The organism is Sphingosinicella sp. CPCC 101087 (genome assembly GCF_004151485.1).
Classification (GTDB): domain Bacteria; phylum Pseudomonadota; class Alphaproteobacteria; order Sphingomonadales; family Sphingomonadaceae; genus Allosphingosinicella.
Genome location: NZ_SBFF01000007.1, coordinates 275,378 through 299,550, shown reverse-complemented (window position 1 = coordinate 299,550; position 24,173 = coordinate 275,378). Strand labels below are relative to the sequence as shown.

The window sequence follows — 24,173 nt, the reverse complement described above, 5'->3', positions numbered from 1 at the left end:
CGCTGGTTGCCCGAAACCGTGACGCTGCGGATCGTGCGGGTCGGCTCTGCCGGCGAAGGCGGCTGCAGGAACGGAACCGTCGCCTGACCCGACGCCGCAGGGGCGGACTGCGCCGGGGCTGGAGCCGGCTGCTCGGACGGAGCAGGCTGGGCAGGCTGAGCCTCGGTCTGGGCCCTGGCCGGCGCGGCGAGGCCGCCCAGCATCGTGCCGACGAGCAAGGCCGCGCAATATTGTTTGCCCTTGGGAAATACCTGGTTGGCCGTCACGCGTCCCCGCCCTTTGATGTGGCAGCCCAAATCCGGGCCCGCCTGTCACCCTGTCGTCGCCCGCCCTGCCTCAACAATGTCAGCCGATCAAGCCGCCAAGCTTGGTAAAGAGGCCAAATGAGGCCAGGTCGTTGAAAGTAACGAAGATCATCAGCGCCAACAGCATCGCGAGTCCGGTCCTGAATGCCCATTCCTGGGCTTCCGGCTTCAGGGGCTTACGCCTTACGCCTTCGATCGCGTAAAAAAGCAGGTGCCCGCCGTCCAGCAGGGGAATTGGCAACAAGTTGATGAATCCCAGATTAATTGAGACGATCACCATCAGCCAGAAGAAGGGCAACCAGCCCAGGCTGGCTTGCTGGCCGGACACTTCGGCGATTTTCAGCGGCCCGCCCAACTCCTTCACCGAACGTTGGCCGGTGATCACCTGGCCAAGCGCCACGACCATCGTCTCGACCGTATCGATGGTCGTGTCGATGGCGGCACCTGGCAGGCGGTGGATCGGAAGTGGTGCGAATTCGAGCGACCCGGGGGCTACGCCGATCCGGCCGATCCGCGCCTCGTTGCCGAACTGGTCGCGAAGCACCTCGCCCCGCGACGTCGCCTGGAGCGCCAACTCGGCCCCGTCGCGCTCGACGATGAAGCGCATCGGCTGGTCGGGCCGAAGGCTGACATAGGATTGGAGGTCGGCGAACGTGTCGATTCCGGCGCCATTCACCTCGACGATCTTGTCGCCGGGGCGGAAGCCGGCACTCGCCGCCGGGCTGTCTTCGAGCACTCCGCCGACGACGGCCGCGCTGCTCGGATAGCCGATCGCCGCGAAGATGATCATCAGGGCGACGATGGCGAAGAGGAAGTTCGTCAGCGGCCCCGCCAGTACGATGATGAAGCGCTGCCACACTTTCTTCGACTGGAACGTCTCGGCGCGCTCTTCCGCCGGCAGCGCCAGCCAGTCGTCGGACGGCGTGCTCGCCGGATTCATGTCGCCCTTGAAGCGGACATAGCCGCCAAGCGGCAGCCAGCCGACCTTCCAACGCGTGCCGCGGCGGTCGGTCCAGCCGAAAAGCTCGCGCCCGAAGCCGATCGAGAAGGTCTCCGCCTTCACGCCGAACCAACGCCCGGCGAAATAATGGCCGAGTTCGTGAACGAAGATGAGGGGCCCGATGACGAGCAGGAAGGCGAAGACGGTGAAGGCGAAACCCGGACTGCTCAAAAGGAGAACTTTCCTGCTATTTCGGCAGCCACCCTTCTTGCTTGCCGATCGATCTCCAGCACCTCGTCTATCGACGTGGGCGCCGGCGGATCACAAGCGGCCAGCACTTCGCCGACCACAGCCGCGATATCGAGGAAACCGATCCGACTTTCAAGGAAGGACGCGACTCCTATCTCATTGGCGGCATTGAGAATGGCAGGCTTCGCGCCGCCCTGCGCCAGCGCTGCGCGCGCGAGGCCGAGCGCCGGAAAACGGATCTCGTCGGGCGCCTCGAAATCGAGCGAGCCGATCTTCACCAGATCGAGCCGCTCGCAGGGAGTCTCCATCCGGTCCGGCCAGGCCAGCGTATAGGCGATCGGGATGCGCATATCGGGCGCGCCCAGCTGGGCGAGCACCGATCCGTCGACATATTCCACCAGGGAATGAATCACCGACTGCGGGTGGACGACGATGTCGATGGCATCGATCCCGAGCGGGAACAGGTGGTAGGCCTCGATCAGCTCGAGTCCCTTGTTCATCAGGGTGGCGCAATCGACCGAGATCTTGGCGCCCATCGACCAGTTCGGATGCGCGACCGCTTCTGCGGGCGTGACGCGCCGCATCTCGTCGCGGCTGCGTTCGCGAAACGGCCCGCCGCTGGCGGTGAGAATGATCCGTCGGACGCTGCCCGGCCGCTCGCGGTCGAAACATTGAAAGATGGCGTTATGCTCGGAATCGACCGGGAGAAGGGTCGCACCCGTGGCGGTGGCGACGCGCATCATCAGCTCGCCGGCCGAAACCAGCGCCTCCTTGTTGGCGAAGGCGAGGGTCCCGCCACCCTCGAGCGCACGCAGAGCCGGCTTGAGGCCGGCGGTGCCGACGATGGCGGCCATGGTCCAGTCGGCGCCCGATCCCGCGGCCTCCACGATCGCCTCTGCCCCTGCCGCCGTCTCGATGCCGGTCCCGGCGAGCCCGTCGGAGAGGCGAGAATGCGCCCCTTCATCGCCGATGACGGCGAGCCGCGGGCGGAAGCGCCTGGCCAGCTCGACCAGCCCCTCGACGTCGCGGCCGGCGGTCAGAGCGACCATTTCGAACCGCTCCGGATCACGTCCGATCAGGTCGAGCGTCGAACGGCCGACCGAGCCGGTCGCACCGAGAATGGTTACGCTGCGGCGCGCGCTCATTCGGTCCAGAGTCCCGCCATGAGCAGCAAGGTCGTGACCAGCACGACGGCGAGCAGGCCGTCGAGGCGGTCGAGCACGCCGCCATGGCCGGGCAGGATCGAACCGCTGTCCTTCACGCCGGCGCGGCGCTTGACCCAGCTTTCATAGAGGTCGCCAGCCTGGGCGACCACCGCCATCGGGCCGCCGATCCAGCGGAACAGCGATTCCAGTTCGAAGAAGTCGGCGGCGAGCCAGCCGAACAAGGCGGCGCCGACGACCCCCCCGGCCATCCCGGCCCAGGTCTTGTTGGGGCTGATCCGCGGGGCGAGCCTGGGGCCGCCGATGGTCCGCCCGGCGAAATAAGCGAAAATGTCGGTCGCCCAGGTCACGACGAACACCCAGAAGACCAGCACCTCCCACACCCAGCCCAGGCTGAGCATCGCGAACGTGGGAATGCCGACGTAGAGGGTCCCGCCGATCATGGCGAGACGGCGGCTCACCAGGCCGATCGCCAGCGCCGCGAGCGCGACGCCGCCGAAGCCCAGCCAGTTGGGTGCCAGCGTCTGGGAGTCGGCGAATAGCGGCGCCTCGGCTGCGGGATAGAGATATTCGGTCCAGCCGAGGAGAAGGGCCGCGAGCAGCAGCGCGCCGACGTGCGACCAGAGCCTCGGCACCCGGTGCATGTCGGCCCATTCGATCAGCATCAGCGCGGCGGCGCCGGCGGCCAGCAGGCGGAACGGCCATCCGCCGAGCCAGGTGGCGGCCAGCGCGACCGCGATCATCGCTACGCCGGCGGCGAAGCGGGTCGGCAGGTCCGACCGCGCGAGCCTGTCTCCGGTGTCGCTCACAGACCGCCGTATCGCCGTTCGCGGCGGGCGAATTCGTGCAGAGCGGCGCGCATCGAGTCGCCGTCGAAATCCGGCCATAGGGTCTCGATGAACAATAGCTCGGCATAGGCCGCCTGCCACAGCAGGAAATTGGAGAGCCGCTGCTCGCCTGAGGTGCGGATCAGAAGGTCGAGCGGCGGAAGGTCATGGGTGTCCAACGCCGCCTCTATCCGCGTCTCGTCGATGTCGCCCGGCTGGAGCCTTCCTTGCGCCACGTCGGCGGCGAGCCGTCGCATCGCGTTCGCAAGTTCGCCCCGCGCTCCGTAATTGAGCGCGATCGCGACGGTCATCCGCTCGTTGGCGGAAGTTCGCGCGACGGCGTCGTCGACCAGCCGCGCCACATCGGCTTCGAAGGCGGTATGGTCGCCGAGGATCTTGAGGCGAATGCCTTCGCGATGAAGGCTTTCGAACTCCTTCTTCACATAGAATCGCAGAAGTGCCGTCAGGTCGTTGATCTCGGAGGCCGGGCGTCGCCAATTCTCCGACGAGAAAGCATAGAGGGTGAGGCACTCGACTCCGGCCTCGCCGGCGGCGCGCACGGCTGCCCGCGCCGCCTCGGCCCCGGCGCGATGGCCGGCCGCGCGAGGCAGGCCGCGCGCCTTCGCCCAACGGCCGTTGCCGTCCATGATGATGGCCACGTGACGGGGGACCGCGCCCTCCGAGCCGCTACCTTCGGCCCGGGCCCCGGCGCCGGCGGTCCTGGAGCCCGTGCTGGTCGTGGTCACCGCTGCAGGATTTCCTTGTCCTTGGCGGCGAGGATCGAATCGATCTCGGCGATCGCCTCGTCGGTCAGCTTCTGGACGTCCGTCTCGCTGCGCTTGCGTTCGTCCTCGCTGATCTCGTGCTTCTTCTCGTCCTGCTTGAGATTGTCCATGCCGTCGCGACGCACATTGCGCACTGCGATCTTCGCCTTCTCGGCATATTGGTGCGCGAGCTTGGAGAGCTCCTTGCGCCTTTCTTCGGTCATGTCCGGAATCGGCAGCCGGATGTTCTGGCCGTCGACGACAGGATTGATGCCGAGGTCGGCGTTCCGGATCGCCTTCTCCACCAAGGAGACGTTTGAGCGGTCCCAGACCTGCACCGAAAGCAGTCGCGGCTCCGGCGCGGACACCGTCGCTACCTGGTTCAAGGGCATGTTCGAGCCGTAGACCTCGACCTGGATCGGATCGAGCAAGGTGGTCGAGGCGCGGCCGGTGCGAAGGCCGCCCAGGTCGTGCTTCAGCGACTCGACGGCGCCGTGCATGCGGCGCTGAAGATCGGCCTTGTCATAGCTTGGCATGGATCCCTCCCTCATTCTGGACGATGGTCGCCGTGCCGCCGCCGCCGAGCACGCGGGCCAGGTTGCCGCGTTCGCGGATGTTGAACACGACGATCGGAATATTGTTGTCGCGGCACAAGGCGACGGCGCTCGCGTCCATAACCCTCAGATTGTCCGAGAGGACCTGGTTGAAGGTGACCGTCTCGTAGCGCCTCGCATCCTTCACCTGCTTGGGATCGGCATCGTAGACGCCGTCGACGCTGGTGCCCTTGAACAGGGCGTCGCAGCCCATCTCCGCAGCCCGCAGGGCAGCGGCGGTATCGGTGGTGAAGAAGGGGTTTCCGGTGCCGGCGGCGAAGATCACCACCCTTCCCTTCTCCATGTGCCGGACGGCGCGGCGGCGGATATAGGGTTCGGACACGGTCGCCATCGGAATCGCCGACTGGACGCGGGTGTCGACGCCGGCCTTCTCGAGCGCGTTCTGCAAGGCGAGCGCATTCATCACCGTCGCCAGCATGCCCATATAATCGGCGCTGGCGCGGTCGAACCCCTTGGCGGCGCCGGCAAGGCCACGGAAGATGTTGCCGCCGCCGACGACGAGGCACAGCTCATGCCCGTCCTCGCGCGCCGCCTTTATCTCTTCGGCGAGGCGGGCGACGGTGTCGGGATCGATGCCGAACTGGCCCTCGCCCATCAGCGCCTCGCCCGAAAGCTTCAGCAGGATACGGTTGAAGCGCGGGCGCGGCATGGGGCTCAATTTCCCGAACGTCGGCAAGAAAGTGCGGTGGCGCGCACCTTAGTGAGCGCGCGCCACCCTGCCAAGGCGATAAGGCGCCTCAGGATGCGACCGGCTCGGCCTTGCCGACGCCGGAAGCCGCAGCGACCTCGGCCGCGAAGTCGCTCTCCTTGCGCTCGATCCCTTCGCCGAGCTGGAAGCGCACGAAGCCGTTCAGCGTGACCTCCGTGCCGAGCCGCTTCGCCTCGGCCGTGATCACGTCCTCGATCCGGGTCTTGTTGTCCATGACGAAGAGCTGGGAAAGCAGCGCGTTCTCCTTGCGGAACTTGCCCAGCGCGCCCTCGACCATCTTTGCGACGATGTCCGCCGGCTTGCCGGATTCGGCCGCTTTCTCCTGAGCGATTGACCGCTCGCGCTCGACCAGTTCCGCGTCGAGATCCTCGCCGCGCATCGCGAGCGGATTGGCGGCGGCGATATGCATCGCAAGCTGCTTGCCGAGCGTCTCGAGCTCGCCCTTGTCGGCCTTGCTTTCGAGCGCGACCAGCACGCCGATCTTGCCGAGGCCGGGAGCGACGGCATTGTGGACGTAGGGCACGACCACGCCGTCGCCCACTTCGATGCGGGCAGCGCGGCGCAGCGACTGGTTCTCGCCGATCGTCGCGATATTGTGGGTCAGCATCTCGGCGACGGTGCCGTGGCCGGGATATTGGGCACGCGAAAGCTCGCCCACGTCGGCGCCGGTGGCCAGCGCGATCTGAGCGGTGTTGCGCACGAAATCCTGGAACTGGTCGTTCTTGGCGACGAAGTCGGTCTCGCTGTTGACCTCCACCGCGGCACCGATCGTGCCGACGACGGCCACACCGATCAGACCCTCGGCTGCGACGCGTCCCGCCTTCTTGGCGGCGGCAGCGAGGCCCTTGGTGCGCAGCCAGTCGATCGCGGCTTCCATGTCGCCGCCGGTCTCGCCCAGCGCTTTCTTGCAGTCCATCATGCCGGCGCCGGTGCGCTCGCGCAGTTCCTTGACCGTGGCGACCGTGATCTCAGCCATGTCTCATATCCTCTTTGGCTCCCCTCCCGCTCGCGGGAGGGGCTGGAAGTGAACGGATCGGGCCCGGAGGCCCGGCCCGTCTTTCGATCCCCTCCACTGGCGGGAGGGGAGAATCATCAGGCTTCGGCGAGCGCGGCTTCCGCCGGCGGCTCGTCCATCGCCCCGAGGTCCGCACCGCGGGCGGCGGCGCCGCCTTGCTTGCCGGCGAGGACCGCATCGGCGACCGCGTCGCAATAGAGGCGGATGGCACGGCTGGCATCGTCATTGCCGGGAACCGGGAACGCGATGCCCTGCGGGCTGACGTTCGTATCGAGGACGGCGACGACCGGAATGCCGAGCACATTGGCTTCCTTGATCGCCAGCTCTTCCTTGTTGGCGTCGATGATGAACATGACGTCGGGAAGACCGCCCATGTCACGGATCCCGCCGAGCGACATTTCCAGCTTGTCGCGCTCGCGCGTAAGCTGGAGGACTTCCTTCTTGGTCAGTCCCGCCGTGTCGCCGGCAAGCTGCTCCTCGAGCGCCTTGAAGCGCTTGATCGAGTTGGAGATGGTCTTCCAATTCGTGAGCATGCCGCCGAGCCAGCGATGATTGACGAAATGCTGGCCGCAGCGGCGCGCCGACTCGGCGATCGGCTCCTGCGCCTGGCGCTTGGTGCCGACGAACAGCACTTTCCCGCCGGCCGCGGCCGAATTGCGGACGAAGTCCAGCGCGCGCGCGAAGAGCGGCACTGTCTGCGACAGGTCGATGATGTGGACCCCGTTCCGCTCGCCGAAGATGTACGGCTTCATCTTGGGATTCCAGCGGTGGGTCTGGTGGCCGAAATGCGCTCCGGCCTCGAGCAATTGCTGCATGGTGACGTCGGTGGACGCCATGGTCTTTCTCCTTCCGGTTCTACCTCTGCGGCGCCGATAAGCCGGGTCTCCCTGGGAAACCGCAGCCACCGGTATGATGGCATCCGCATGTGGAATGGCCGCGCACTTAGGAGCAGCAGGCGTTGAAATCAAGCCGCTTGAGCCAGGCTTGACAACAGAACAAAACACGAACATGTTGGCTCTTCAACGCGGTGGCGGAGCCTCTCCACTCGGTCGGCGTTGAACCGGACGATTTTTCAAGGGGATAGACTTTGGCTCATTCCGCCTCGATCCTGTTCTTCACCGGGCTGCTCGCCTCGCTCGGCCTGATTCTGGAAATGACCGTCAGGGCGAATTGGGCCCAGATCGCCGCCGCCCTGCGGGGGGTGCCTTCGGGTCGGGTGCAGCCGCCTCGGGCGGACGCGGCGGTGTCGACGCGGCGGCGCGCAGCCGCCTGACCTTCGCATAGCTCGACATGCTGAACGGGATCAGCACGAGGTAGAGAATGGCCGCGGCGCTCAGCGTCTCCCATGGCGCCGAGACGAGTGCGGCGCCGAACATCGCGATGACGACGATTGCCTCCAGCCGGATGCTCCGCCGCAGCCGCAGCGACGTCCAGGAGAAGGTCGCGACGCTCGATATCACGAGGAAGGCGACCAGGGCCGCCCAGGGGCCGATCAGGCGATAGTCCTGCAGCCAGGTCCATTCGCGGCCGCTCGCAAGCCACAGGTAGATAGGCAGGAGCAGCAGGCCGGCACCGGCCGGTGCCGGCACGCCGGTCAGGAAGCCGGCCGACTTGTGAGGCTGGTCCGCGACGTCGATGCGCGCATTGAACCGGGCAAGGCGCATTGCCATGCAGACTGCGTAAGCGAGCGCGAACAGCCAGCCGAAGCGCGGCAGGTACTGGAGCGACCATAAATGCAGGATGATGGCCGGCGCGACGCCGAAGGCGATCACGTCGGAAAGGGAATCGAGCTCCGCCCCGAACCGGCTCTGGCCCTTGAGCGCCCGTGCGATGCGACCGTCCATGCCATCGAGCACGCCGGCGGCGATGATCGCGAAGATGGCGCTCGCCCATTCCCCGGCGATTGCGAAGCGCACGCCGGTAAGGCCGACGCACAGTGCCAGCGCGGTGACCGCATTGGGCACCACCGCCCGAAGGGGTATACCGCGATTGTCGCCCCCGGCGCCGGGTGGCGTCACTGGGCGACGCCCTCGATGAGTTCCGACACCCCGGCTCGCGCCACGATGGTCTCGCCCGCGACGGTGCGCTGCCCAAGGAGCACCTGCGAAGAGGTGCCGGCCGGCAGATAGACGTCGACCCGGCTGCCGAAGCGGATCAAGCCGACCCGCTGGCCCGAAACCACCCGGTCCCCGACCTTGATCCAGGGGACGATTCGGCGCGCGACCAGGCCGGCAATCTGGGTGAAGGCTACCCTCGTCCCGTCATCGCCTTCCACCAATATGTGTTGGCGCTCATTATGTTCGCTAGCCTTGTCGAGATCGGCGTTGAGGAACTTGCCGGCAATATAGACGACGCGGGTGATCGTTCCGGCGATCGGCGCCCGATTGATGTGGACGTCGAACACGCTCATGAAGATGGAGACGCGGATCACCGGCTCGTCGGCCAGGCCGCCCTCCCCCACCAGCTCGCGCGGCGGCGGCACGGTCGCGATCATCGTTACCAGGCCGTCGGCGGGCGCAACGATCAGCCCCTCGCCGGTCGGGGTCGTCCGGATCGGATCGCGGAAGAAAGCGGCCGTCCACAATGTCAGTCCGGCCGCGAGCCAGCCGACCACGTCCCAGTCGATTATCCACCAGAACAAGGCGGCGATCGCCGCTGCGACGACGACGAACTTGCGTCCGTCCGGATGGACGCTCGGCATCCGATACCGGACGTTCGTGGTGACCAGGTCGGATTTTTCCAGCGAGCTCATCGCGCGACCTTTAGGCGGTGCGGCGGGGGGAAACAACTGGAACCCCGCCGTTCCGGCTCCTTCCCGGTTAGCGCCCGCAGGCCGCGGAACGGTCGTCGGCGGCTCGGTTGATCCTGCCGCCGCCACCGCCTACAGGGCCCCCACACGCAACACGGGGAAGAAGGCGCAAAAGGCCACATGGCGAAAATCAAGGTCAGGAACCCGGTCGTCGAACTCGACGGCGATGAGATGACTCGCATCATCTGGCAGTGGATCCGCGAGCGGCTGATCCAGCCCTATCTCGATGTCGACTTGCTCTATTACGACCTCAGTATCGAGAAGCGCGACGAGACGGATGACCGAATCACGGTCGAGGCGGCCGAGGCGATCAAGCAGCACGGCGTCGGGGTCAAATGCGCCACCATCACGCCGGACGAGGCGCGGGTCGAGGAATTCGGCCTGAAGAAGATGTGGCGCTCGCCCAACGGCACGATCCGCAACATCCTGGGCGGCGTCGTCTTCCGCGAGCCGATCGTCATCGACAATGTGCCGCGCCTGATCCCGGGCTGGACCGATCCGATCGTCGTCGGCCGCCACGCCTTCGGCGACCAGTACAAGGCGACCGACTTCCTCGTCCCCGGCCCGGGCAAGCTGACGATGAAGTGGGTCGGCGAGGATGGCGAGACGATCGAGCATGAGGTGTTCGATTTCCCCGGCTCCGGCGTCGCGATGGGCATGTACAATCTCGACGAGTCGATCCGGGATTTCGCTCATGCCTGCTTCAACTACGGCCTGAACCGCGGCTGGCCGGTCTATCTGTCGACCAAGAACACCATCCTCAAGGCCTATGACGGCCGCTTCAAGGATCTGTTCGAGGAGATTTACGAGGCCGAGTTCAAGGAGCGCTTCAAGGCAGCCGGGATCGAATATCAGCATCGCCTGATCGACGACATGGTGGCGAGCGCGCTCAAGTGGAGCGGCAAGTTCGTCTGGGCCTGCAAGAATTATGACGGCGACGTCCAGTCGGATCAGGTCGCGCAGGGCTTCGGCTCGCTCGGGCTGATGACCTCCGTGCTCATGACTCCCGACGGCAAGACCGTCGAGGCCGAGGCCGCGCACGGCACCGTCACCCGCCATTATCGCATGCACCAGCAGGGCAAGGCTACGTCGACCAACCCGATCGCCTCGATCTTCGCCTGGACCGGCGGTCTGAAGTATCGCGGCAAGTTCGACGAGACTCCGGACGTCGTGCGCTTCGCCGAAACGCTCGAACGGGTCTGCGTCGAAACGGTCGAGCAGGGTCAGATGACGAAGGACCTCGCGATCCTGATCGGCCCCGAGCAGAGCTGGATGACCACCGAGCAGTTTTTCGAGGCCATTCGCCTCAACCTCGAAAAGGCGATGGGAAGCTGGAGCTGACGCTCCTTGCTCCCTGAAGGCTGCTGGCGCCCGTTTCGCGTGATTGACCTAAACGAGGGGTAATCGCCTCTTGCCCTCGCCCGTCTCTCTCTTCACTCTGCCCGAGCCGAGGGAAGGGAGACGGGCGATGAGGCTGAGGATAGCGTTCGCGGCCGGCCTGCTGTTCGCCTGTGCGGCGCCGGTCGCGGCTGCGGGCTCAGGAGAGCAGCGGGGGGCCGAGCAGACGTTCGCCAATCGCGAGATCGTCGAGCGCTTCGTCGACCTGCTCTATCGCCAGGGTCGCGTTCGCGAGGCGTTCGAAACCTACGTCCACGAGGATTATATCCAGCACAATCCGCTCGCCGCGGACGGCCGCGCCGCGGCAATCGCCGCTCTTGAGCCTTATTTCGCCAGCCAGCCCGAGGCGGTTCGCGAGGTGCACAGGATCATTGTCGACGGCGACCTCGCCGCGGTCCACGTGCGCGCCCGCCAGAACCCGCAGGATCGGGGTGTCGCCATCGTTGACATCGTCCGGCTCGACAATGGCAAGATCGTCGAGCACTGGGACGTGATCCAGCCGGTTCCCGAGCAGTCGGCCAACCCTCATCCGATGTTCTGAGCGCCGCGGCGGCAGTCGCTCGGATTGCGTACGGAACGCCGCGCCGTCATAGGCAGGAAAATGCCGTTCTGCCTTAGCCGTTGTATCACTCTTGCCTGCCTCTGGCTGGCGCTCGCCACCGTGCTGGCTCATGCCGTGATCCCCATCGGCTCTCCAATCGCCAGGCAATCCGGCTCCGCCTTCAGCATATCGACCAGCGACGTCGCATTGACTCCGAAGCGGAATAGCGTGCCGGGCAAGTCCCGGAGGCTGCTCCAGCCCGGAAAGTCGGATGGGACGTTCGCTTCCGCCGAGGCGCGCGCCCATCTCGCCACATGGTCCGCGCCCGCCGAAATTCCGAGATTTGCCGGATCGTCGGGGCTGCGCCGCGCGCCCGCCGTCGCGAGTGCGCATGAGCGGCGGGCTGGCGCCATCTTTCAGGCGCGCGCGCCTCCGGTCGGCTGATCGTCCGACCCGTGCCGGAACGCGACCACGATCCGGCACGGGAGAGAAACATTGAGCTCGCGCCGGGTGCGCGGCGATTGCGGTGCCGATCGCGGTCCCGCCTCCAGCGTCCGGCGTCCGATCAGCGATATACCGGCCCGCCACGAGCCGCGCGGGCACGAAGGAGGCTGGATGCCCCACCACACTCCCCTGATCGGCACGATCGTCGCCGGTCTGGTCATCGCATTCCTGATGGGCTCGCTCGCCCACAGGCTCCGCGTTTCGCCCATTGCCGGCTACCTTCTGGCAGGGGTCCTCGTGGGGCCGTTCACACCGGGCTTCGTCGCCGACGCCGCTCTGGCGCAGGAGCTTGCCGAGATCGGCGTGATCCTGCTCATGTTCGGCGTCGGCCTTCATTTTTCGCTGCGCGACCTTCTCGCGGTCAGGAAGATCGCCGTGCCCGGGGCGATCGTTCAGATCACGGCCGCCACGCTGATGGGAATGGGTCTGGCGCTGGCGCTTGGCTGGGGACTGATCGCTGGAATCGTCTTCGGGCTGGCCCTGTCGGTCGCCAGCACCGTGGTTCTTCTGCGCGCCCTACAGGTGCGCAACCTCGTCGAGACGGAGCGCGGCCGCATCGCGGTCGGCTGGCTGATTGTCGAGGACCTGGTGATGGTCCTCGCCCTTGTTCTGCTGCCCCCGATCGCGGCCGTCGCCGGTTCCACGGTGGAGGACGGACCGTCGCTCGGTGCCGCCATGGCCGGCCCGATCGCCATGACCTTCCTGAAGGTGGCGGGATTCATCGCTTTGATGCTCGTCGTCGGGCGCCGCGTCATACCCTATGTCCTCCACTGGGTCGTCCATACCGGCTCGCGCGAGCTGTTCCGGCTTGCGGTGCTGGCGATCGCGCTCGGCGTCGCGTTCGGCGCGGCTTATGTCTTCGATGTGTCGTTCGCGCTCGGCGCCTTCTTCGCCGGCATGATCCTCGGCGAGACCCAGTTGAGCCGCCGCGCGGCCGAGGAGACGCTGCCGCTCCGCGACGCGTTCGCCGTGCTCTTCTTTGTCTCGGTGGGCATGCTGTTCGATCCCGAGGTCGTGACCGAGCAGCCGTTACCGCTGCTCGCCACGGTCGCGATCATCATCCTTGGCAAGTCCATCGCTGCCTTCCTGATCGTTCGTGCCTTCGGACATCAGATCCGGACCGCCCTCGTCGTCTCTGCGAGCCTGGCCCAGATCGGCGAGTTTTCCTTCATTCTTGCCGGGCTCGGGACGGGCCTCGGCTTGCTTCCGGCGGAGGGGCGGGACCTCATCCTGGCCGGAGCGATCCTCTCCATCTTCGCCAACCCCTTCATCCTCTCGCTCGCGGCGCGAGCCTACGACCGGATCGTGGCCGAAGGCTCGGCCGAAGCGCCGCCGACCGAACCGGCCGGCGCCGCCCCGGCTGCCGACGGCACCATCCTGGTCGGCTATGGCCGGGTCGGCCGCATCATCGCCGACGGGCTCGTGGCACGAGGGCGCGTGCCCGTCCTCATCGAAACCGAGGGAGATCTGGCCGCCCGCGCCGAGGAAGCCGGGTTGCGCGTCGTTGCGGGCAATGCGACCGATCAGCGCGTGCTTGAGGAAGCCGGAATTCGGCAGGCGGTCCGCTTGCTCATTGCCATTCCCGAGGGATTCGAGGGCGGCGTGATCGCCCAGCGGGCCAGGGAACTGAACCCGGACATAAGGATCATCGCCCGGGCCCATTCCGACGAGGAAGTGGCGCATCTTGAAAGACTTGGTGTGCAGGAGGTGGTGATGGGCGAACGGGAGACCGCCGCGCGGATGCTGACCTTGGCCGCGGCCGCGCCGCGCGCCGATCCCGAGCGAACCGCACCGGGAGGAGAGCAGACATGAGCCGGCGGCCGGGGCAGCCTCCCAGGTGGTTCCTCCCCGCGATCGTGGGCGCCAGTGCCGGCGTTGGCGCGCTGATCGCGCTCCTTCTCGCTTACGCCTGAGGCGGGCCGCGGCGGGAGGGCACTGTTGATTCAAGGCGAATGCGCCATAAAGGGAGGATGGCGACCGAGTTCAGTACCTCCGGATTCAGTGATGCACTGGTGATCCTCGGCGCCGCGGGAATCGTCATTCCCACTTTCGCCCGGTTCCGGATCAGCCCGGTGATCGGCTTCATTCTGGTCGGCATTCTCGTGGGGCCGGCCGGCCTCGGCGCCATCGCGCTGGACATGCCTTGGCTCAACTACATCACCATCTCCAATCCCGAGGCGATCGCTCCCTTCGCCGAGCTCGGAATCATCCTCCTGCTCTTCTCGATCGGTCTCGAGCTGTCGTTCCGTCGCCTGTGGGGCATGCGGCGGCTCGTGTTCGGCGTCGGCGCCGCCGAGCTGCTCCTCGCCGCGGCGATCATCGGGGTCGGCCTTCACGTCTACGGCCAACCCTGGACCGGCGCCTTCGCGCTCGGTCTTGCCCTGGCGCTCTCGTCGACGGCGGTGGTCCTGCCGATGGTCGGGACGACGAGCCCGGTCGGGCGCTCGGCCTTCGCGATGCTGCTGTTCGAGGATCTGGCGATCGTGCCGATCATCTTCGCGCTGGGTGCTCTCGCCCCCTTCGCACAGGCCGAGGGCTTTTCCGGGCTTCTCACCACCGTCCTGGTCGGCGCTGCCGTCGTCGTCGCCATGCTCGTGCTCGGGCGGTTGCTGCTTCCCCGGCTGTTCGCGCAGGCGGCGCGGACCAAGAATCCCGAGCTGTTCCTGTCGATCAGCCTGCTTGTGGTGATCGCCTCCAGCCTCGCCACTGCCGCAGCGGGCCTGTCGCCGATCGTCGGCGCGCTGATCGCCGGCATCCTGATCGCCGAGACCGAATATCATGGCGAGGTCGAATCGATGACGGCGCCGCTGCGCGGCCTCGGTCTCGGTGTTTTCCTCATCACGGTGGGAATGAGCCTCGACCTGCGCGCCATCCTGGCGAACTGGGGAGAGCTGGTGCTCGCTTTGGTCGCGGTGATGCTGGTGAAGGCGCTGGTGACCGCCTTGCTGCTGCGGGTCGGCGGCGCGCGCCGGGCGGTCGCCGCCGAAGCGGGGCTGCTGATGGCCTCGCCCTCAGAGACGACCCTGATCGTTCTCGCCGCCGCTTCCGCTGCTGCGCTGATCGCGCCGACGACCGCCGCCTTCTGGCAGATCGTGACCGCGATGGGGCTCACGCTCACGCCTGTGCTTGCCAAGCTCGGCCGCTGGGTCGCTCGTCGCATCGAGGGCCGCGAGGTCGATGCGATTGCCGAACTCGTTCCCAGCCGCGACGAACCGCGGGCCGTGATCGTCGGCTTCGGCCGGGTCGGGCGCCTGGTCGCCGAAATGCTCTCTTACCACGATCGTCCGTATGTCGCGGTCGATTCGAACATCGACGTGGTCACCGGCGCTCGCCGCGAAGGCTTTCCATTGGTATTCGGCGACGCTTCGCGGCCCGAATTCCTCGACCGGCTGAACCTGGGCCATGCCAGCGCCCTCATCCTGACGATGGACGATCCGGTGCAGGTCGTTCGGCTGGTGAGGAAGGTCCGCGCATGGCTTCCCGACCTCACCATCGTCGCCCGCGCTCGCGACACGCATCACGCCGCCGAGCTCTACCGGGCCGGCGCCACGGATGCGGTGCCGGAGACGGTCGAATCGTCATTGCAGCTCTCGGAAGCGGTGCTGGTCGACCTCGGCATGGCGATGGGACCCGTCATCGCTTCGATCCACGAGAAGCGCGCCGAGCTGCGCCAGCAGATCATGGAGATGGGCCAGCTCCAGGATGCGCCGCGCCTTCGCGGCCGCCGCCTGCGCGACGCTATCGAGCCCGGCTAGAGGAGCGAGCCTGATTGGCAGGGGCAATTCCCGTCGTCAGGCGGGAACGGCCGCTCCCTCGAGCGCCTCGCGAACCGCTGCGACCGCATCGGCCGCCTTGCCGCCGTCTGGGCCGCCGCCCTGCGCCATGTCGGGCCGGCCGCCGCCGCCCTGCCCGCCCAGCGTCTCGACCGCCTTACGGACGAGGTCGACGGCATTGCGCGTCGCGGTGAGGTCGTCGGTCACGCCGACGGCAATGCTGGCGCGCCCGTCATTCACCGCTACCATGGCGACGACGCCGGAGCCGACGCGCTTCTTGGCTTCGTCGACGAGGCCGCGCAGGCCCTTCGGGTCCATGCCTTCCAGCACCTGGCCGATGAAGCCATGACCCCCTACCTGCTCCGGTCCGGCCATATCGGTCTTGCCGCCGCCGCCGAGCGCCAGCGCCTTCCTCGCCTCCGCGAGCTCCCGCTCGAGCCGGCGGCGCTCCTCGATCAGGATTGCGACGCGTGCCGGAACCTCGTCCGGCGACGCCTTGAGCGCGGCCGCGGTCTCCTTGAGCCGCTCCTCGCGCTCGGTGAGCCAGCGGCGCGCCGCTTCACCGGTCAGGGCCTCGATGCGCCGCACGCCGGCGGCGACGGCGCTCTCGCCGATGATCTTGAACAGTTGGATGTCGCCCAAAGCGCTCACATGCGTGCCGCCGCACAGCTCGACGGAATAGGCATTGTCGTCGCCGCGGCCCATGGAGAGGACGCGTACCTCCTCGCCATATTTTTCGCCGAACAAGGCGAGCGCGCCGGCCGCGACCGCCTCGTCGGGAGTCATCAGCCGGGTCCCGACCGGCTCGTTCTCGCGGATATGACGGTTCACTTCTTCTTCGACCGCTTCGATATCCCCGCGGGTCAACGCCTTGGGATGAGAGAAGTCGAACCGGAAATAGTCCGGCGCGACCAGGCTGCCTTTCTGCGTGACGTGCGTGCCGAGCCGCCGGCGCAGCGCCGCATGGAGCAAATGGGTGGCGCTGTGATTGGCGCGGACCTTGGCGCGCCGCTCGGTATCCACCGACAGGTGGACGGCGTCGCCTACCGCGACCTCGCCCGACCGGATCACGGCATGGTGCGCGTGCAGCCGCCCGAGCGGCTTCGACGTGTCCGTGACGTCGGCCTCAAGCCCCTTCTCGCCGGTGATGGTCCCGGTGTCGCCGGTCTGGCCGCCGCTCTCGCCGTAGAAGGGCGTCTGGTTGGTCAGGACGACGACCTCGTCGCCCGCAGCCGCTTTGTCGACGCGAACTCCGTCCTTCACAAGGGAGACGACGACGCCCTCGCCCTCATGACCCGAATAGCCGGTAAAGTCGGTCGCGCCATGCTCCTCGGCGATGTCGAACCAGACGTCCTCCGACGCTTTGGCGCCGGAGCCTTTCCAGGCGGCCCGGGCCGCAGCCTTTTGCTCGGCCATGGCGGCATCGAAGCCCGCCCGGTCGACGGCGAGCCCGGAGGCACGCAACGCGTCCTCCGTGAGATCATAGGGAAAGCCGAACGTGTCGTAGAGCCGGAAAGCGACGTCGCCGGAGAGCGTGTCTCCGGCCTTCATTCCCGCCGTTGCCTCGTCGAGCAGCCTCAGGCCCTTGTCTAGGGTCTGGCGGAAGCGCGTCTCCTCGAGCTTCAGCGTCTCCTCGATCAGGGGCTGGGCACGAACCAGTTCGGGATAGGCTGCTCCCATCTCTGCGACCAGCGACGGCACCAGCCGGTGCATCAGGGGCTCGGAGGCGCCGATGATATGGGCATGGCGCATCGCGCGGCGCATGATCCGGCGCAGCACATAACCGCGGCCCTCGTTCGCCGGGAGGACGCCGTCGGCGATCAGGAAGCCGGAGGCGCGCAGATGGTCGGCGATCACCCGATGGCTCGCCTTGCGCTCGCCGCCGGCATCGGTCCGGGTCAGCTCCGCCGACGCGGCGATCAACGCCTTGAACGTGTCCGTGTCGTAATTGTCGTGAACCCCCTGCATGACCGCCGCGATCCGCTCCAGCCCCATGCCGGTGTCGATCGATGGGCGCGGCAGGTCCCGGACGACGACATTGTCCGCCTGCTCGTATTGCATGAAGACGAGATTCCAGATCTCGGTGAAGCGATCGCCATCTTCGTCGGGCGACCCGGGCGGGCCTCCGGGGATGTGCTCGCCATGATCGTAGAAGATTTCGGAACAGGGCCCGCACGGGCCATTGTCGCCCATCGCCCAGAAATTGTCCTTGGTGGCGATGCGGATGATCCGGCTTTCCGGCAGGCCCGAAATCCTGCGCCACAGCTCGAAGGCGTCGTCGTCCGTATGGTAGACGGTCGCGGTCAGGCGATCGGGGCTGATCCCCCATTCCTTCGTGATCAGCTCCCAGGCGAGCAGGATCGCGCGCTCCTTGAAATAGTCGCCGAACGAGAAGTTGCCGAGCATCTCGAAGAAGGTGTGGTGACGCGCGGTGTAGCCGACATTGTCGAGGTCGTTATGCTTGCCGCCGGCGCGGACGCACTTCTGCGACGAAACCGCCGTCGAATAAGGGCGTGTTTCCTGGCCGGTGAAGACGTTCTTGAACGGCACCATTCCGGCATTGACGAACATCAGGGTGGGATCGTTCTGCGGCACGAGCGGGGCCGAGGGCACGATCTGATGCCCCTCGCGCCCGAAAAAGTCGAGGAACCCGCGCCGGATATCGTTGGTCGATGTCATGGGGGCGATGTAAGCGACGGCTGCGGAGGCAGCAACCCGGGATACTTGCCTTCCGATTGCCATCTCCAGGCGCTACAAGACGCCTCACGCCATGATCGGGAGTATCAAACTATGAGGCCATTGCCCGTAGCATTCGTCCTGTCTGCAGCCTTGATGGCCGCCCCCGCCTTCGGCCAGGCGGCCCAGTCGAACGCCGCCGGCCAGAGTGCGGCCCAGCCGCCTTCCGGACCTGCCGCAATCCAGGCGTCCCTTCCCGCGAACGTGCGGGTGTTTCCCGTGCCGGAGGGCAGCCGTCCGCACGACGTCGCACCGGCCCCCGACGGGAAGGTCTGGTATACCGGCCAGCGACGCGGCACCCTCGGCATCCTCGATCCCGACAGCGGTGCCGTGCGCGAGGTCCCGCTCGGCGAGGGATCGGCGCCCCATGGCGTCATCCAGGGGCCTGACGGCGCCGCCTGGATCACCGACGGCGGCTTGAATGCCATCGTCCGCTACGACCCGCGCACCGACGAGGTGAAGGCCTGGCCCCTGCCGGCGGAATTCGCCGATTCGAACCTCAACACCCCGGCCTTCGATCGCGAGGGCCGGGTCTGGTTCACCGGGCAAGCCGGAATCTACGGCCGGTTCGACCCACGTACCGAGGAGATGCGGGTGTGGCGCGATCCAGAAGGGCGCGGTCCCTATGGAATCGCCGCGACTCCCTCGGGCGAAATCTATTATGTGTCGCTGGCCGGCAGCCACCTCGCCCGCCTGAACCGCGAAACCGGCGAGGCGACGATCATAGAGCCGCCGACGCCCGACCAGGGTGCGCGGCGGGTCTGGTCGGACAGCCGGGGCAATCTGTGGATTTCGGAATGGAATGGCGGACAGCTCACCCGCTACGATCCGGCGACGGGCGAGTGGAAGAGCTGGCGCCCCGAGGGCGAGCGTCCGCGTGTCTATGCCGTCTATGTCGACGAGCGCGACAAGGTGTGGATCAGCGATTTCGGCGCCAATGCCGTCCTCTCCTTCGATCCCGCCACCGAACAATGGACCCGCTATCCGGGCAGCGGCGAGAATTCGAACGTGCGGCAGATCCTCGGCGCGCCCGGCTGGGTCTATCTTCCCGAATCCGGGCTCGATCGGATCATGGTGGTGCGGACGACCGAGGGCTCGTGAGGCTTCATTTCGGTCTGGCGGCCGCCGTCGCCGCGGCGGTGGCCGCCTGCGGCGCCCGCTACCCCGCCCCCAGCACCGCGCAGGGCGAGCACGTCTATCGGCAGCAATGCTTTTCCTGCCATGCCGTCGAGGCGGGCGGCAGCACGCCTGCCGGTCCAACCCTGCACGGCATTATCGGCCGGCCGATCGCCGGCGATCCCGGCTTCGACTATTCGCCGGCCCTGCGCCGCCTCGCTGAACGGCGCCGCCGCTGGACTCCGCAACTGCTCGACCGTTTCATCACCGACCCGGAATCGGTCGCCCCCGGCACCGAAATGGGCCTCCTCGGTATCGAGGATCCGACTGAGCGGCGCGCGCTGATCGAGTGGCTGCGCCGGTCCGCCGGCTCTCCCTGAGGCGCGGCCCGGCAGGCCGTCATCAACGCGTCACCGAGCTTTGGAATGGCAGCCCCGACAGTTCAGGGGGCTTTTGATGACACGACCGACTTTCCCTACCGCCTGCAGCGCGCTTGCACTTCTCGCCGCGACGCCCGCGCTGGCCCAGGAAACCTCCACCGATGGCGGCGACGACCAGCAGATCGTCGTCACCGCCCAGCTGAGGGAGCAGAGCCTGGTCGAGGTCCCGATCGCGATCACGGCCTATGACGGCCAGTTCCTGGAGGCGCTCGGCCTCAACGAGCTGGAGGAGCTGGGACGCTTCGTTCCCGGCTTCGACGTGCAGAATCAGTCGCCGAACAATCCCGGCTTCGTGATGCGGGGGATCACCTCCGATACCGGCACCGCTTTCGGCGAGCCGCGCGTCTCGGTCTATCAGGACGGCGTCTCCATCTCCAAGTCGCGCGGCTCCTATGTCGAGCTTTTCGACATGGAACGCGTGGAGGTTGCGCGCGGGCCGCAATCTACTCTCTACGGCCGCGGCGCCCTGATCGGCGCGGTCAATCTCATTCAGAACAAGGCCGATCCCGACCGGTTCGAGGGGCTCCTGCGCGGCGGCTACGGCAATTACGACCATTACCTTCTGGAAGGCATGGTGAATCTGCCCTTGGGTGAGGGCGCGGCCGTCCGGGTCGCCGGCCGTCTCAGGAATCGCGACGGCTATGTCGACAATCTGCTCGGCGGCCGCGACTTCAATTCGAGCGATACCGCTGCCGTGCGGGGGGCGCTGCGGTTCGAACCGACCTCCCGCATCACGGTAGACGTGATCGGCAACTATCAGCAGGATGGGCCCGATGGCACGTCGTTCAAGTCGACGACGTTCAGCCCGACCGATCCTGCCACCGGGGCGGTGATCGGCACGCGCGAACCATGGACCGGTGCGGCGCTGGCCCCCGGCGCGGGCTTTGAGGGCGGCCGGCCGCTCGGCCTCGACCGGGAGGTGTGGGGCGTCACCGGTATCGTCAACGCCGAGCTGACGGACGCGCTCACCTTGACCTCGATCAGCGCTTATCGCGAGTTCGACTCGCTCGAGATATTCGACGCGGACGGGATCTCGCTGCCGGTGCTGACCGCGGCCGAGGAGGCGCATGGGGAGCAGACCAGCCAGGAGCTGCGCCTGGTCTGGGACGATGGGGGCATGCTCACCGGCTTCATCGGTGCCTCTTATTTCCGCGAGGAAGGGTTCCAGCGGACGCCCGCCTTGTTCGACGAGCGCGTGCTGCTCGCGCGGTTGACCGGGACGCTGAACGGTCCGATTCCCGGCCGCCCCGCGACGGACCCGGCGCCGCTTCCGCTATTCGCGAACACCGCCTTCACGGCGGCCTTGCTGCAAGGTGTAGCCGCCGCGTCGGGCGTTGCGCTGGCTGGCCCGGTCGCTCAGGGCATCGCCGCCAATCTCAAGGCCGGGCATCTCGAAAGCTCGACCAATTTCGCCGAGACCGAAGCGATCGACCTGTTCGCCGACCTGACCTTGCGCCTGTCGCCCCGATTCGAGGTCGGCGCCGGCCTTCGCTACACCCACGATGACAAGAGCTCGGCGATCAGCGCCGCGGTGCTGAACGGGCGCTCGATCCTCGGCGGCTTCATCGGCGCGCTGTCGCAGCCCGAGCCTGTGCGGACGCAATTGCTGACCGCCCTGGCGGCGCCGGGCGCGGCGGACATACCCCTCTCGCCGGCTTTCCCCGTGCCGCTGTTCGGGCTCGGGGCACAGCCGACTGCGAACAATGGCGACATCCTTTCCGCCGATCTGGAAGACAACGGCTTCAGCTGGCGTCTCTACGCCCGTTTCGAGCCTGGTCCGGACAGCTCCATCTACGCCACTTATACCCGCGGGCGGCGGCCGGAGCTGCTTTCCGCCTTGCCGCCGGGTGCGCCGTTCGGCCAAGCCCGCTTCGACATTGTCGATGCGGAGACGGTAGACAGCTTCGAGGTTGGCGCGCGCACCGAGACGCTGGGGCGGCGACTCTATCTCGACGGAGCGCTCTTTTACTATCGCTACGACAATTTCCAGACGACGGTGCAACAGGGCACCTTGTTCGTCACCACCAACGCCGGCGAGGCCGAATCCTACGGCGTCGAAGCGCAGGCGCGATACCGGGCGAGTGCGAATGCCGAGATCTTCGCGACCTACGCCTGGAACCACAGTCGCTTGCAGACCGGGGTACGCGAAGGCAACCGCTTCCGCCTGTCGCCCGACCACAGCCTGTCGCTCGGCGCCATGATCGCCGCCGACCTCGGGCCGGGTCGGATCGATTTCACCCCCAGCCTGACTTACCAGTCGCGAGTCTATTTCGACGACGACAACGATCGGCCGGACTTGCAGGCGCCGCCCAATGCCCTGGTTCCGGACCTCGTCCAGGACGAGACGCAGGAAGGCTATTTCCTCGTTAACGCCCGCCTGGGATACACGTTGAACGAACGCTTCCGCATCGAGGCGTTCGTCAACAACCTGCTCGACGAGGAATATGTGCGCGACGCTGGAAATACCGGCGATGCGATCGGATTTCCCACCTTCATCGCCGGCAAACCGCGCCTCTACGGCGTCCAGGCCTCGGTGCGGTTCTGATGCCGGTTAACTTGGATCGCCGCCTTCTGCTCAAGGCGGGCACGCTCGGGATCGGCGCGCTCGCCATGCCCGGAGGCGCCGTCCTGCTCCAGGGTAGCGGCTTCACCCACAATGTCGCGAGCGGCGAGCCGCGCCCGGACCAGGTCATGTTGTGGACGCGCTACGTGCCCGCTCCGGCCGCCAGCGCCCGGCTTGCCTACGAAGTCTCTCCCACCCGAGACTTCGCCACGGTGTCGGCGGGCGGAACGGTAACCGCCGATCCGGAGCGAGATTGGTGCGTGAAGCCGGTCGCCGAAGGGCTCGACCCTGGCAGGACCTATTTCTACCGCTTCGTCGACGCCCAAGGCCGGTTCTCGCCGGTCGGCCGGACGCGCACGCTCCCGCAAGGGTCGGTCGACCGGTTCAAGATGGGCGTCTTCTCCTGCTCCAACCTGCCCTTCGGCTGGTTCAACGCTTATGCCCATGCCGCCGGCCGCGACGACCTCGACCTGATCGTCCATCTCGGCGACTATCTCTACGAATATCAGAGGGGCACTTACCCGTCCCTGCCCCAGGCGCTGGACGGGCGGGTGATCGAACCGGCGGGCGAGATCGTCGCCCTTGCCGACTACCGGATGCGCTACGCGGCCTATCGCGCCGACACGGACCTGCAGCGCCTGCACCAGATGTTCCCGATGGTCATGATGTGGGACGATCATGAGAACGCCAACGACAGCTGGACGGGCGGGGCGGAAAATCACCAGCCGGAGACCGAGGGCGACTGGCAGGCCCGCAAGATGGCGGCGATGCGCGCCTGCCGCGAATGGCTTCCGGTCTCGGACCGGGATTGGGAAAGCTATGAGATCGGCGACCTGGCCACTCTGTTCCGGCTCGAGACGCGGCTGACGGGTCGGACCAGGCCGCTCGATCTCGGCGCAGCGCTCGCCGGCCGCGAGGATCTCCCGGCCGCGCTCGTCGAGTTTCGAGACGGGCCATGGCGCGACGCGCGGCGAACCTTGCTGGGCGCGGAGCAGGAGGCGTGGCTCGCCCAGGGCCTGAAGGGCTCGACGAGGCGTGGCGCCAGATGGCAGGTCATCGCCCAGCAGGTGGTGATGGGATCGCTCTCCCTTCCGCCGGAAGTCGCCGCATTCGTCGCCAATGGGGCGAGCGAGGAAGTGCGCCGGCGCACGGCGGCAGGGCTCGCGGCCGCGCAGGCGGGCCTGCCGTTCAACCTCGACATGTGGGACGGCTATCCGGCCGCCCGCGACCGTTTGCTGCGCTCCGCACAGGAGGCGGAGGCGAATTTGATCGTGCTGTCCGGCGACAGCCACAATGCCTGGGCCTTCCAGCTCGAGCGCGAGGGCGTTCCCGCTGGAGTGGACATGGCGGTGCAGAGCGTCACCTCCCCAGGCTACGAGACCTACGTTCCTCAGGCGTCGCCCGAGGATCTCGCTCGCGCGCTGATCGGCGGCAACCCGCAGCTTCGATGGGCCGAAGTCAGCCGACGCGGCTATCTGACGCTCGAGCTGACGCCTGGTCAGGCGATCGGAGAGTGGCAGTTCCTGGGCACGATCCGGGAGCGTTCGACGGCGACATCGGGACATGCGCTGAAAGTCGTCAACGGGACGAACCGCCTGGAACGCGTCGGATAGGCACGGCACGGTCCACGGACGGGCGCGCAGAAGCGACGTTGGCCCGGTTATTCCGCGCCGTTCGGCGGCGCGTCGATAGCCCTGGCTGCTTTCG

At 67.1% G+C, this 24,173-nt stretch carries 20 protein-coding genes and 1 pseudogene; 9 read left to right on the top strand and 12 right to left on the bottom strand.

The window, feature by feature from the left end; translation table 11 throughout:
* The 11 genes and pseudogenes from EKM57_RS13150 to EKM57_RS13100 all read right to left on the bottom strand — a co-directional run.
* Positions 1–266, bottom strand: a pseudogene (locus EKM57_RS13150) (hypothetical protein); the annotation flags it as partial.
* Positions 267–345: 79 nt separating this feature from the next.
* Positions 346–1,476: an RIP metalloprotease RseP gene (gene rseP, locus EKM57_RS13145; protein WP_129792939.1), complete on the bottom strand. Its 1,131-nt coding sequence runs from the start codon at positions 1,474–1,476 to the stop codon at positions 346–348.
* Positions 1,473–2,639, bottom strand: a complete 1,167-nt coding sequence (locus EKM57_RS13140) for a 1-deoxy-D-xylulose-5-phosphate reductoisomerase (protein WP_129792938.1) — start codon at positions 2,637–2,639, stop codon at positions 1,473–1,475. The genes rseP and EKM57_RS13140 overlap by 4 nt, the downstream gene beginning before the upstream one ends.
* Positions 2,636–3,466 carry a phosphatidate cytidylyltransferase gene (locus EKM57_RS13135; protein ID WP_243451033.1) on the bottom strand — a complete coding sequence of 277 codons (831 nt, stop codon included), beginning with the start codon at positions 3,464–3,466 and terminating at the stop codon, positions 2,636–2,638. Before EKM57_RS13135 ends, EKM57_RS13140 begins: the two co-directional genes overlap by 4 nt.
* Positions 3,463–4,143: an isoprenyl transferase gene (locus EKM57_RS13130; RefSeq protein ID WP_256386892.1), complete on the bottom strand. Its 681-nt coding sequence runs from the start codon at positions 4,141–4,143 to the stop codon at positions 3,463–3,465. Before EKM57_RS13130 ends, EKM57_RS13135 begins: the two co-directional genes overlap by 4 nt.
* Before the next feature lie 83 nt (positions 4,144–4,226).
* Complete coding sequence (gene frr / locus EKM57_RS13125) at positions 4,227–4,784, bottom strand: ribosome recycling factor (protein ID WP_129792936.1); 558 nt, start codon at positions 4,782–4,784, stop codon at positions 4,227–4,229.
* The gene (gene pyrH, locus EKM57_RS13120; RefSeq protein WP_129792935.1) at positions 4,771–5,511 is read right to left on the bottom strand and encodes a UMP kinase; all 741 of its coding nucleotides are present in this window, start codon (positions 5,509–5,511) and stop codon (positions 4,771–4,773) included. The genes frr and pyrH overlap by 14 nt, the downstream gene beginning before the upstream one ends.
* An 88-nt stretch (positions 5,512–5,599) precedes the next feature.
* Complete coding sequence (gene tsf / locus EKM57_RS13115) at positions 5,600–6,547, bottom strand: translation elongation factor Ts (protein WP_129792934.1); 948 nt, start codon at positions 6,545–6,547, stop codon at positions 5,600–5,602.
* Between the two features lie 116 nt (positions 6,548–6,663).
* Positions 6,664–7,422 (bottom strand): 30S ribosomal protein S2, encoded by a 759-nt coding sequence (rpsB, locus tag EKM57_RS13110; RefSeq protein ID WP_129792933.1) that lies wholly within the window; start codon positions 7,420–7,422, stop codon positions 6,664–6,666.
* A 324-nt stretch (positions 7,423–7,746) separates the two neighbouring features.
* Entirely contained in the window at positions 7,747–8,604 is an 858-nt protein-coding gene (locus EKM57_RS13105; protein WP_129792932.1) for a phosphatidylcholine/phosphatidylserine synthase, read from the bottom strand.
* On the bottom strand, positions 8,601–9,338 hold the full coding sequence (locus EKM57_RS13100) for a phosphatidylserine decarboxylase (protein WP_129792931.1): 738 nt from the start codon (positions 9,336–9,338) through the stop codon (positions 8,601–8,603). The genes EKM57_RS13105 and EKM57_RS13100 overlap by 4 nt, the downstream gene beginning before the upstream one ends.
* A 177-nt stretch (positions 9,339–9,515) precedes the next feature.
* Between EKM57_RS13100 and EKM57_RS13095 the strand changes: the two genes are divergently transcribed.
* The 5 genes from EKM57_RS13095 (at position 9,516) to EKM57_RS13075 (ending at position 15,593) form a co-directional block, all read left to right on the top strand.
* Entirely contained in the window at positions 9,516–10,736 is a 1,221-nt protein-coding gene (locus EKM57_RS13095) for an NADP-dependent isocitrate dehydrogenase (protein WP_129792930.1), read from the top strand.
* A 127-nt stretch (positions 10,737–10,863) separates the two neighbouring features.
* Complete coding sequence (locus EKM57_RS13090) at positions 10,864–11,334, top strand: nuclear transport factor 2 family protein (RefSeq protein WP_129792929.1); 471 nt, start codon at positions 10,864–10,866, stop codon at positions 11,332–11,334.
* 60 nt (positions 11,335–11,394) lie between these two features.
* A complete protein-coding gene (locus EKM57_RS13085; protein ID WP_129792928.1) occupies positions 11,395–11,778 on the top strand; it encodes a hypothetical protein in 384 nt (127 codons plus the stop codon).
* Between the two features lie 171 nt (positions 11,779–11,949).
* On the top strand, positions 11,950–13,650 hold the full coding sequence (gene ybaL, locus EKM57_RS13080; RefSeq protein WP_129792927.1) for a YbaL family putative K(+) efflux transporter: 1,701 nt from the start codon (positions 11,950–11,952) through the stop codon (positions 13,648–13,650).
* A gap of 158 nt (positions 13,651–13,808) precedes the next feature.
* Positions 13,809–15,593, top strand: a complete 1,785-nt coding sequence (locus EKM57_RS13075) for a cation:proton antiporter (protein WP_129792926.1) — start codon at positions 13,809–13,811, stop codon at positions 15,591–15,593.
* 36 nt (positions 15,594–15,629) lie between these two features.
* Here EKM57_RS13075 and alaS read toward each other — a convergent pair whose 3' ends face one another.
* Positions 15,630–18,290, bottom strand: coding sequence for an alanine--tRNA ligase (alaS, locus tag EKM57_RS13070; RefSeq protein WP_129792925.1), 2,661 nt, complete (start codon positions 18,288–18,290; stop codon positions 15,630–15,632).
* A gap of 153 nt (positions 18,291–18,443) precedes the next feature.
* On the opposite strand from alaS, the gene EKM57_RS13065 reads away from it, so the two are divergent.
* The 4 genes from EKM57_RS13065 to EKM57_RS13050 all read left to right on the top strand — a co-directional run bounded on the left by EKM57_RS13065 (position 18,444) and on the right by EKM57_RS13050 (position 24,079).
* Positions 18,444–19,448, top strand: a complete 1,005-nt coding sequence (locus EKM57_RS13065) for a lyase (RefSeq protein ID WP_243451032.1) — start codon at positions 18,444–18,446, stop codon at positions 19,446–19,448.
* Positions 19,445–19,843, top strand: coding sequence for a cytochrome c family protein (locus EKM57_RS13060; protein ID WP_206185419.1), 399 nt, complete (start codon positions 19,445–19,447; stop codon positions 19,841–19,843). The genes EKM57_RS13065 and EKM57_RS13060 overlap by 4 nt, the downstream gene beginning before the upstream one ends.
* Positions 19,844–19,919: 76 nt before the next feature.
* Positions 19,920–22,448: a TonB-dependent receptor gene (locus tag EKM57_RS13055; RefSeq protein WP_129792923.1), complete on the top strand. Its 2,529-nt coding sequence runs from the start codon at positions 19,920–19,922 to the stop codon at positions 22,446–22,448.
* Positions 22,448–24,079 carry an alkaline phosphatase gene (locus EKM57_RS13050; protein WP_129792922.1) on the top strand — a complete coding sequence of 544 codons (1,632 nt, stop codon included), beginning with the start codon at positions 22,448–22,450 and terminating at the stop codon, positions 24,077–24,079. Before EKM57_RS13055 ends, EKM57_RS13050 begins: the two co-directional genes overlap by 1 nt.
* Positions 24,080–24,173 lie beyond the last annotated feature (94 nt).

Coding starts and splice junctions, on each gene's coding strand:
- EKM57_RS13140 (WP_129792938.1), bottom strand. CDS start 2,639: ATGAGCGCGCGCCGCAGCGTAACCATTCTCGGTGCGACCGGCTCGGTC.
- frr (WP_129792936.1), bottom strand. CDS start 4,784: ATGCCAAGCTATGACAAGGCCGATCTTCAGCGCCGCATGCACGGCGCC.
- pyrH (WP_129792935.1), bottom strand. CDS start 5,511: ATGCCGCGCCCGCGCTTCAACCGTATCCTGCTGAAGCTTTCGGGCGAG.
- tsf (WP_129792934.1), bottom strand. CDS start 6,547: ATGGCTGAGATCACGGTCGCCACGGTCAAGGAACTGCGCGAGCGCACC.
- rpsB (WP_129792933.1), bottom strand. CDS start 7,422: ATGGCGTCCACCGACGTCACCATGCAGCAATTGCTCGAGGCCGGAGCG.
- EKM57_RS13100 (WP_129792931.1), bottom strand. CDS start 9,338: ATGAGCTCGCTGGAAAAATCCGACCTGGTCACCACGAACGTCCGGTAT.
- EKM57_RS13095 (WP_129792930.1), top strand. CDS start 9,516: ATGGCGAAAATCAAGGTCAGGAACCCGGTCGTCGAACTCGACGGCGAT.
- EKM57_RS13090 (WP_129792929.1), top strand. CDS start 10,864: ATGAGGCTGAGGATAGCGTTCGCGGCCGGCCTGCTGTTCGCCTGTGCG.
- EKM57_RS13085 (WP_129792928.1), top strand. CDS start 11,395: ATGCCGTTCTGCCTTAGCCGTTGTATCACTCTTGCCTGCCTCTGGCTG.
- ybaL (WP_129792927.1), top strand. CDS start 11,950: ATGCCCCACCACACTCCCCTGATCGGCACGATCGTCGCCGGTCTGGTC.
- EKM57_RS13075 (WP_129792926.1), top strand. CDS start 13,809: ATGGCGACCGAGTTCAGTACCTCCGGATTCAGTGATGCACTGGTGATC.
- alaS (WP_129792925.1), bottom strand. CDS start 18,290: ATGACATCGACCAACGATATCCGGCGCGGGTTCCTCGACTTTTTCGGG.
- EKM57_RS13065 (WP_243451032.1), top strand. CDS start 18,444: ATGGCCGCCCCCGCCTTCGGCCAGGCGGCCCAGTCGAACGCCGCCGGC.
- EKM57_RS13055 (WP_129792923.1), top strand. CDS start 19,920: ATGACACGACCGACTTTCCCTACCGCCTGCAGCGCGCTTGCACTTCTC.
- EKM57_RS13050 (WP_129792922.1), top strand. CDS start 22,448: ATGCCGGTTAACTTGGATCGCCGCCTTCTGCTCAAGGCGGGCACGCTC.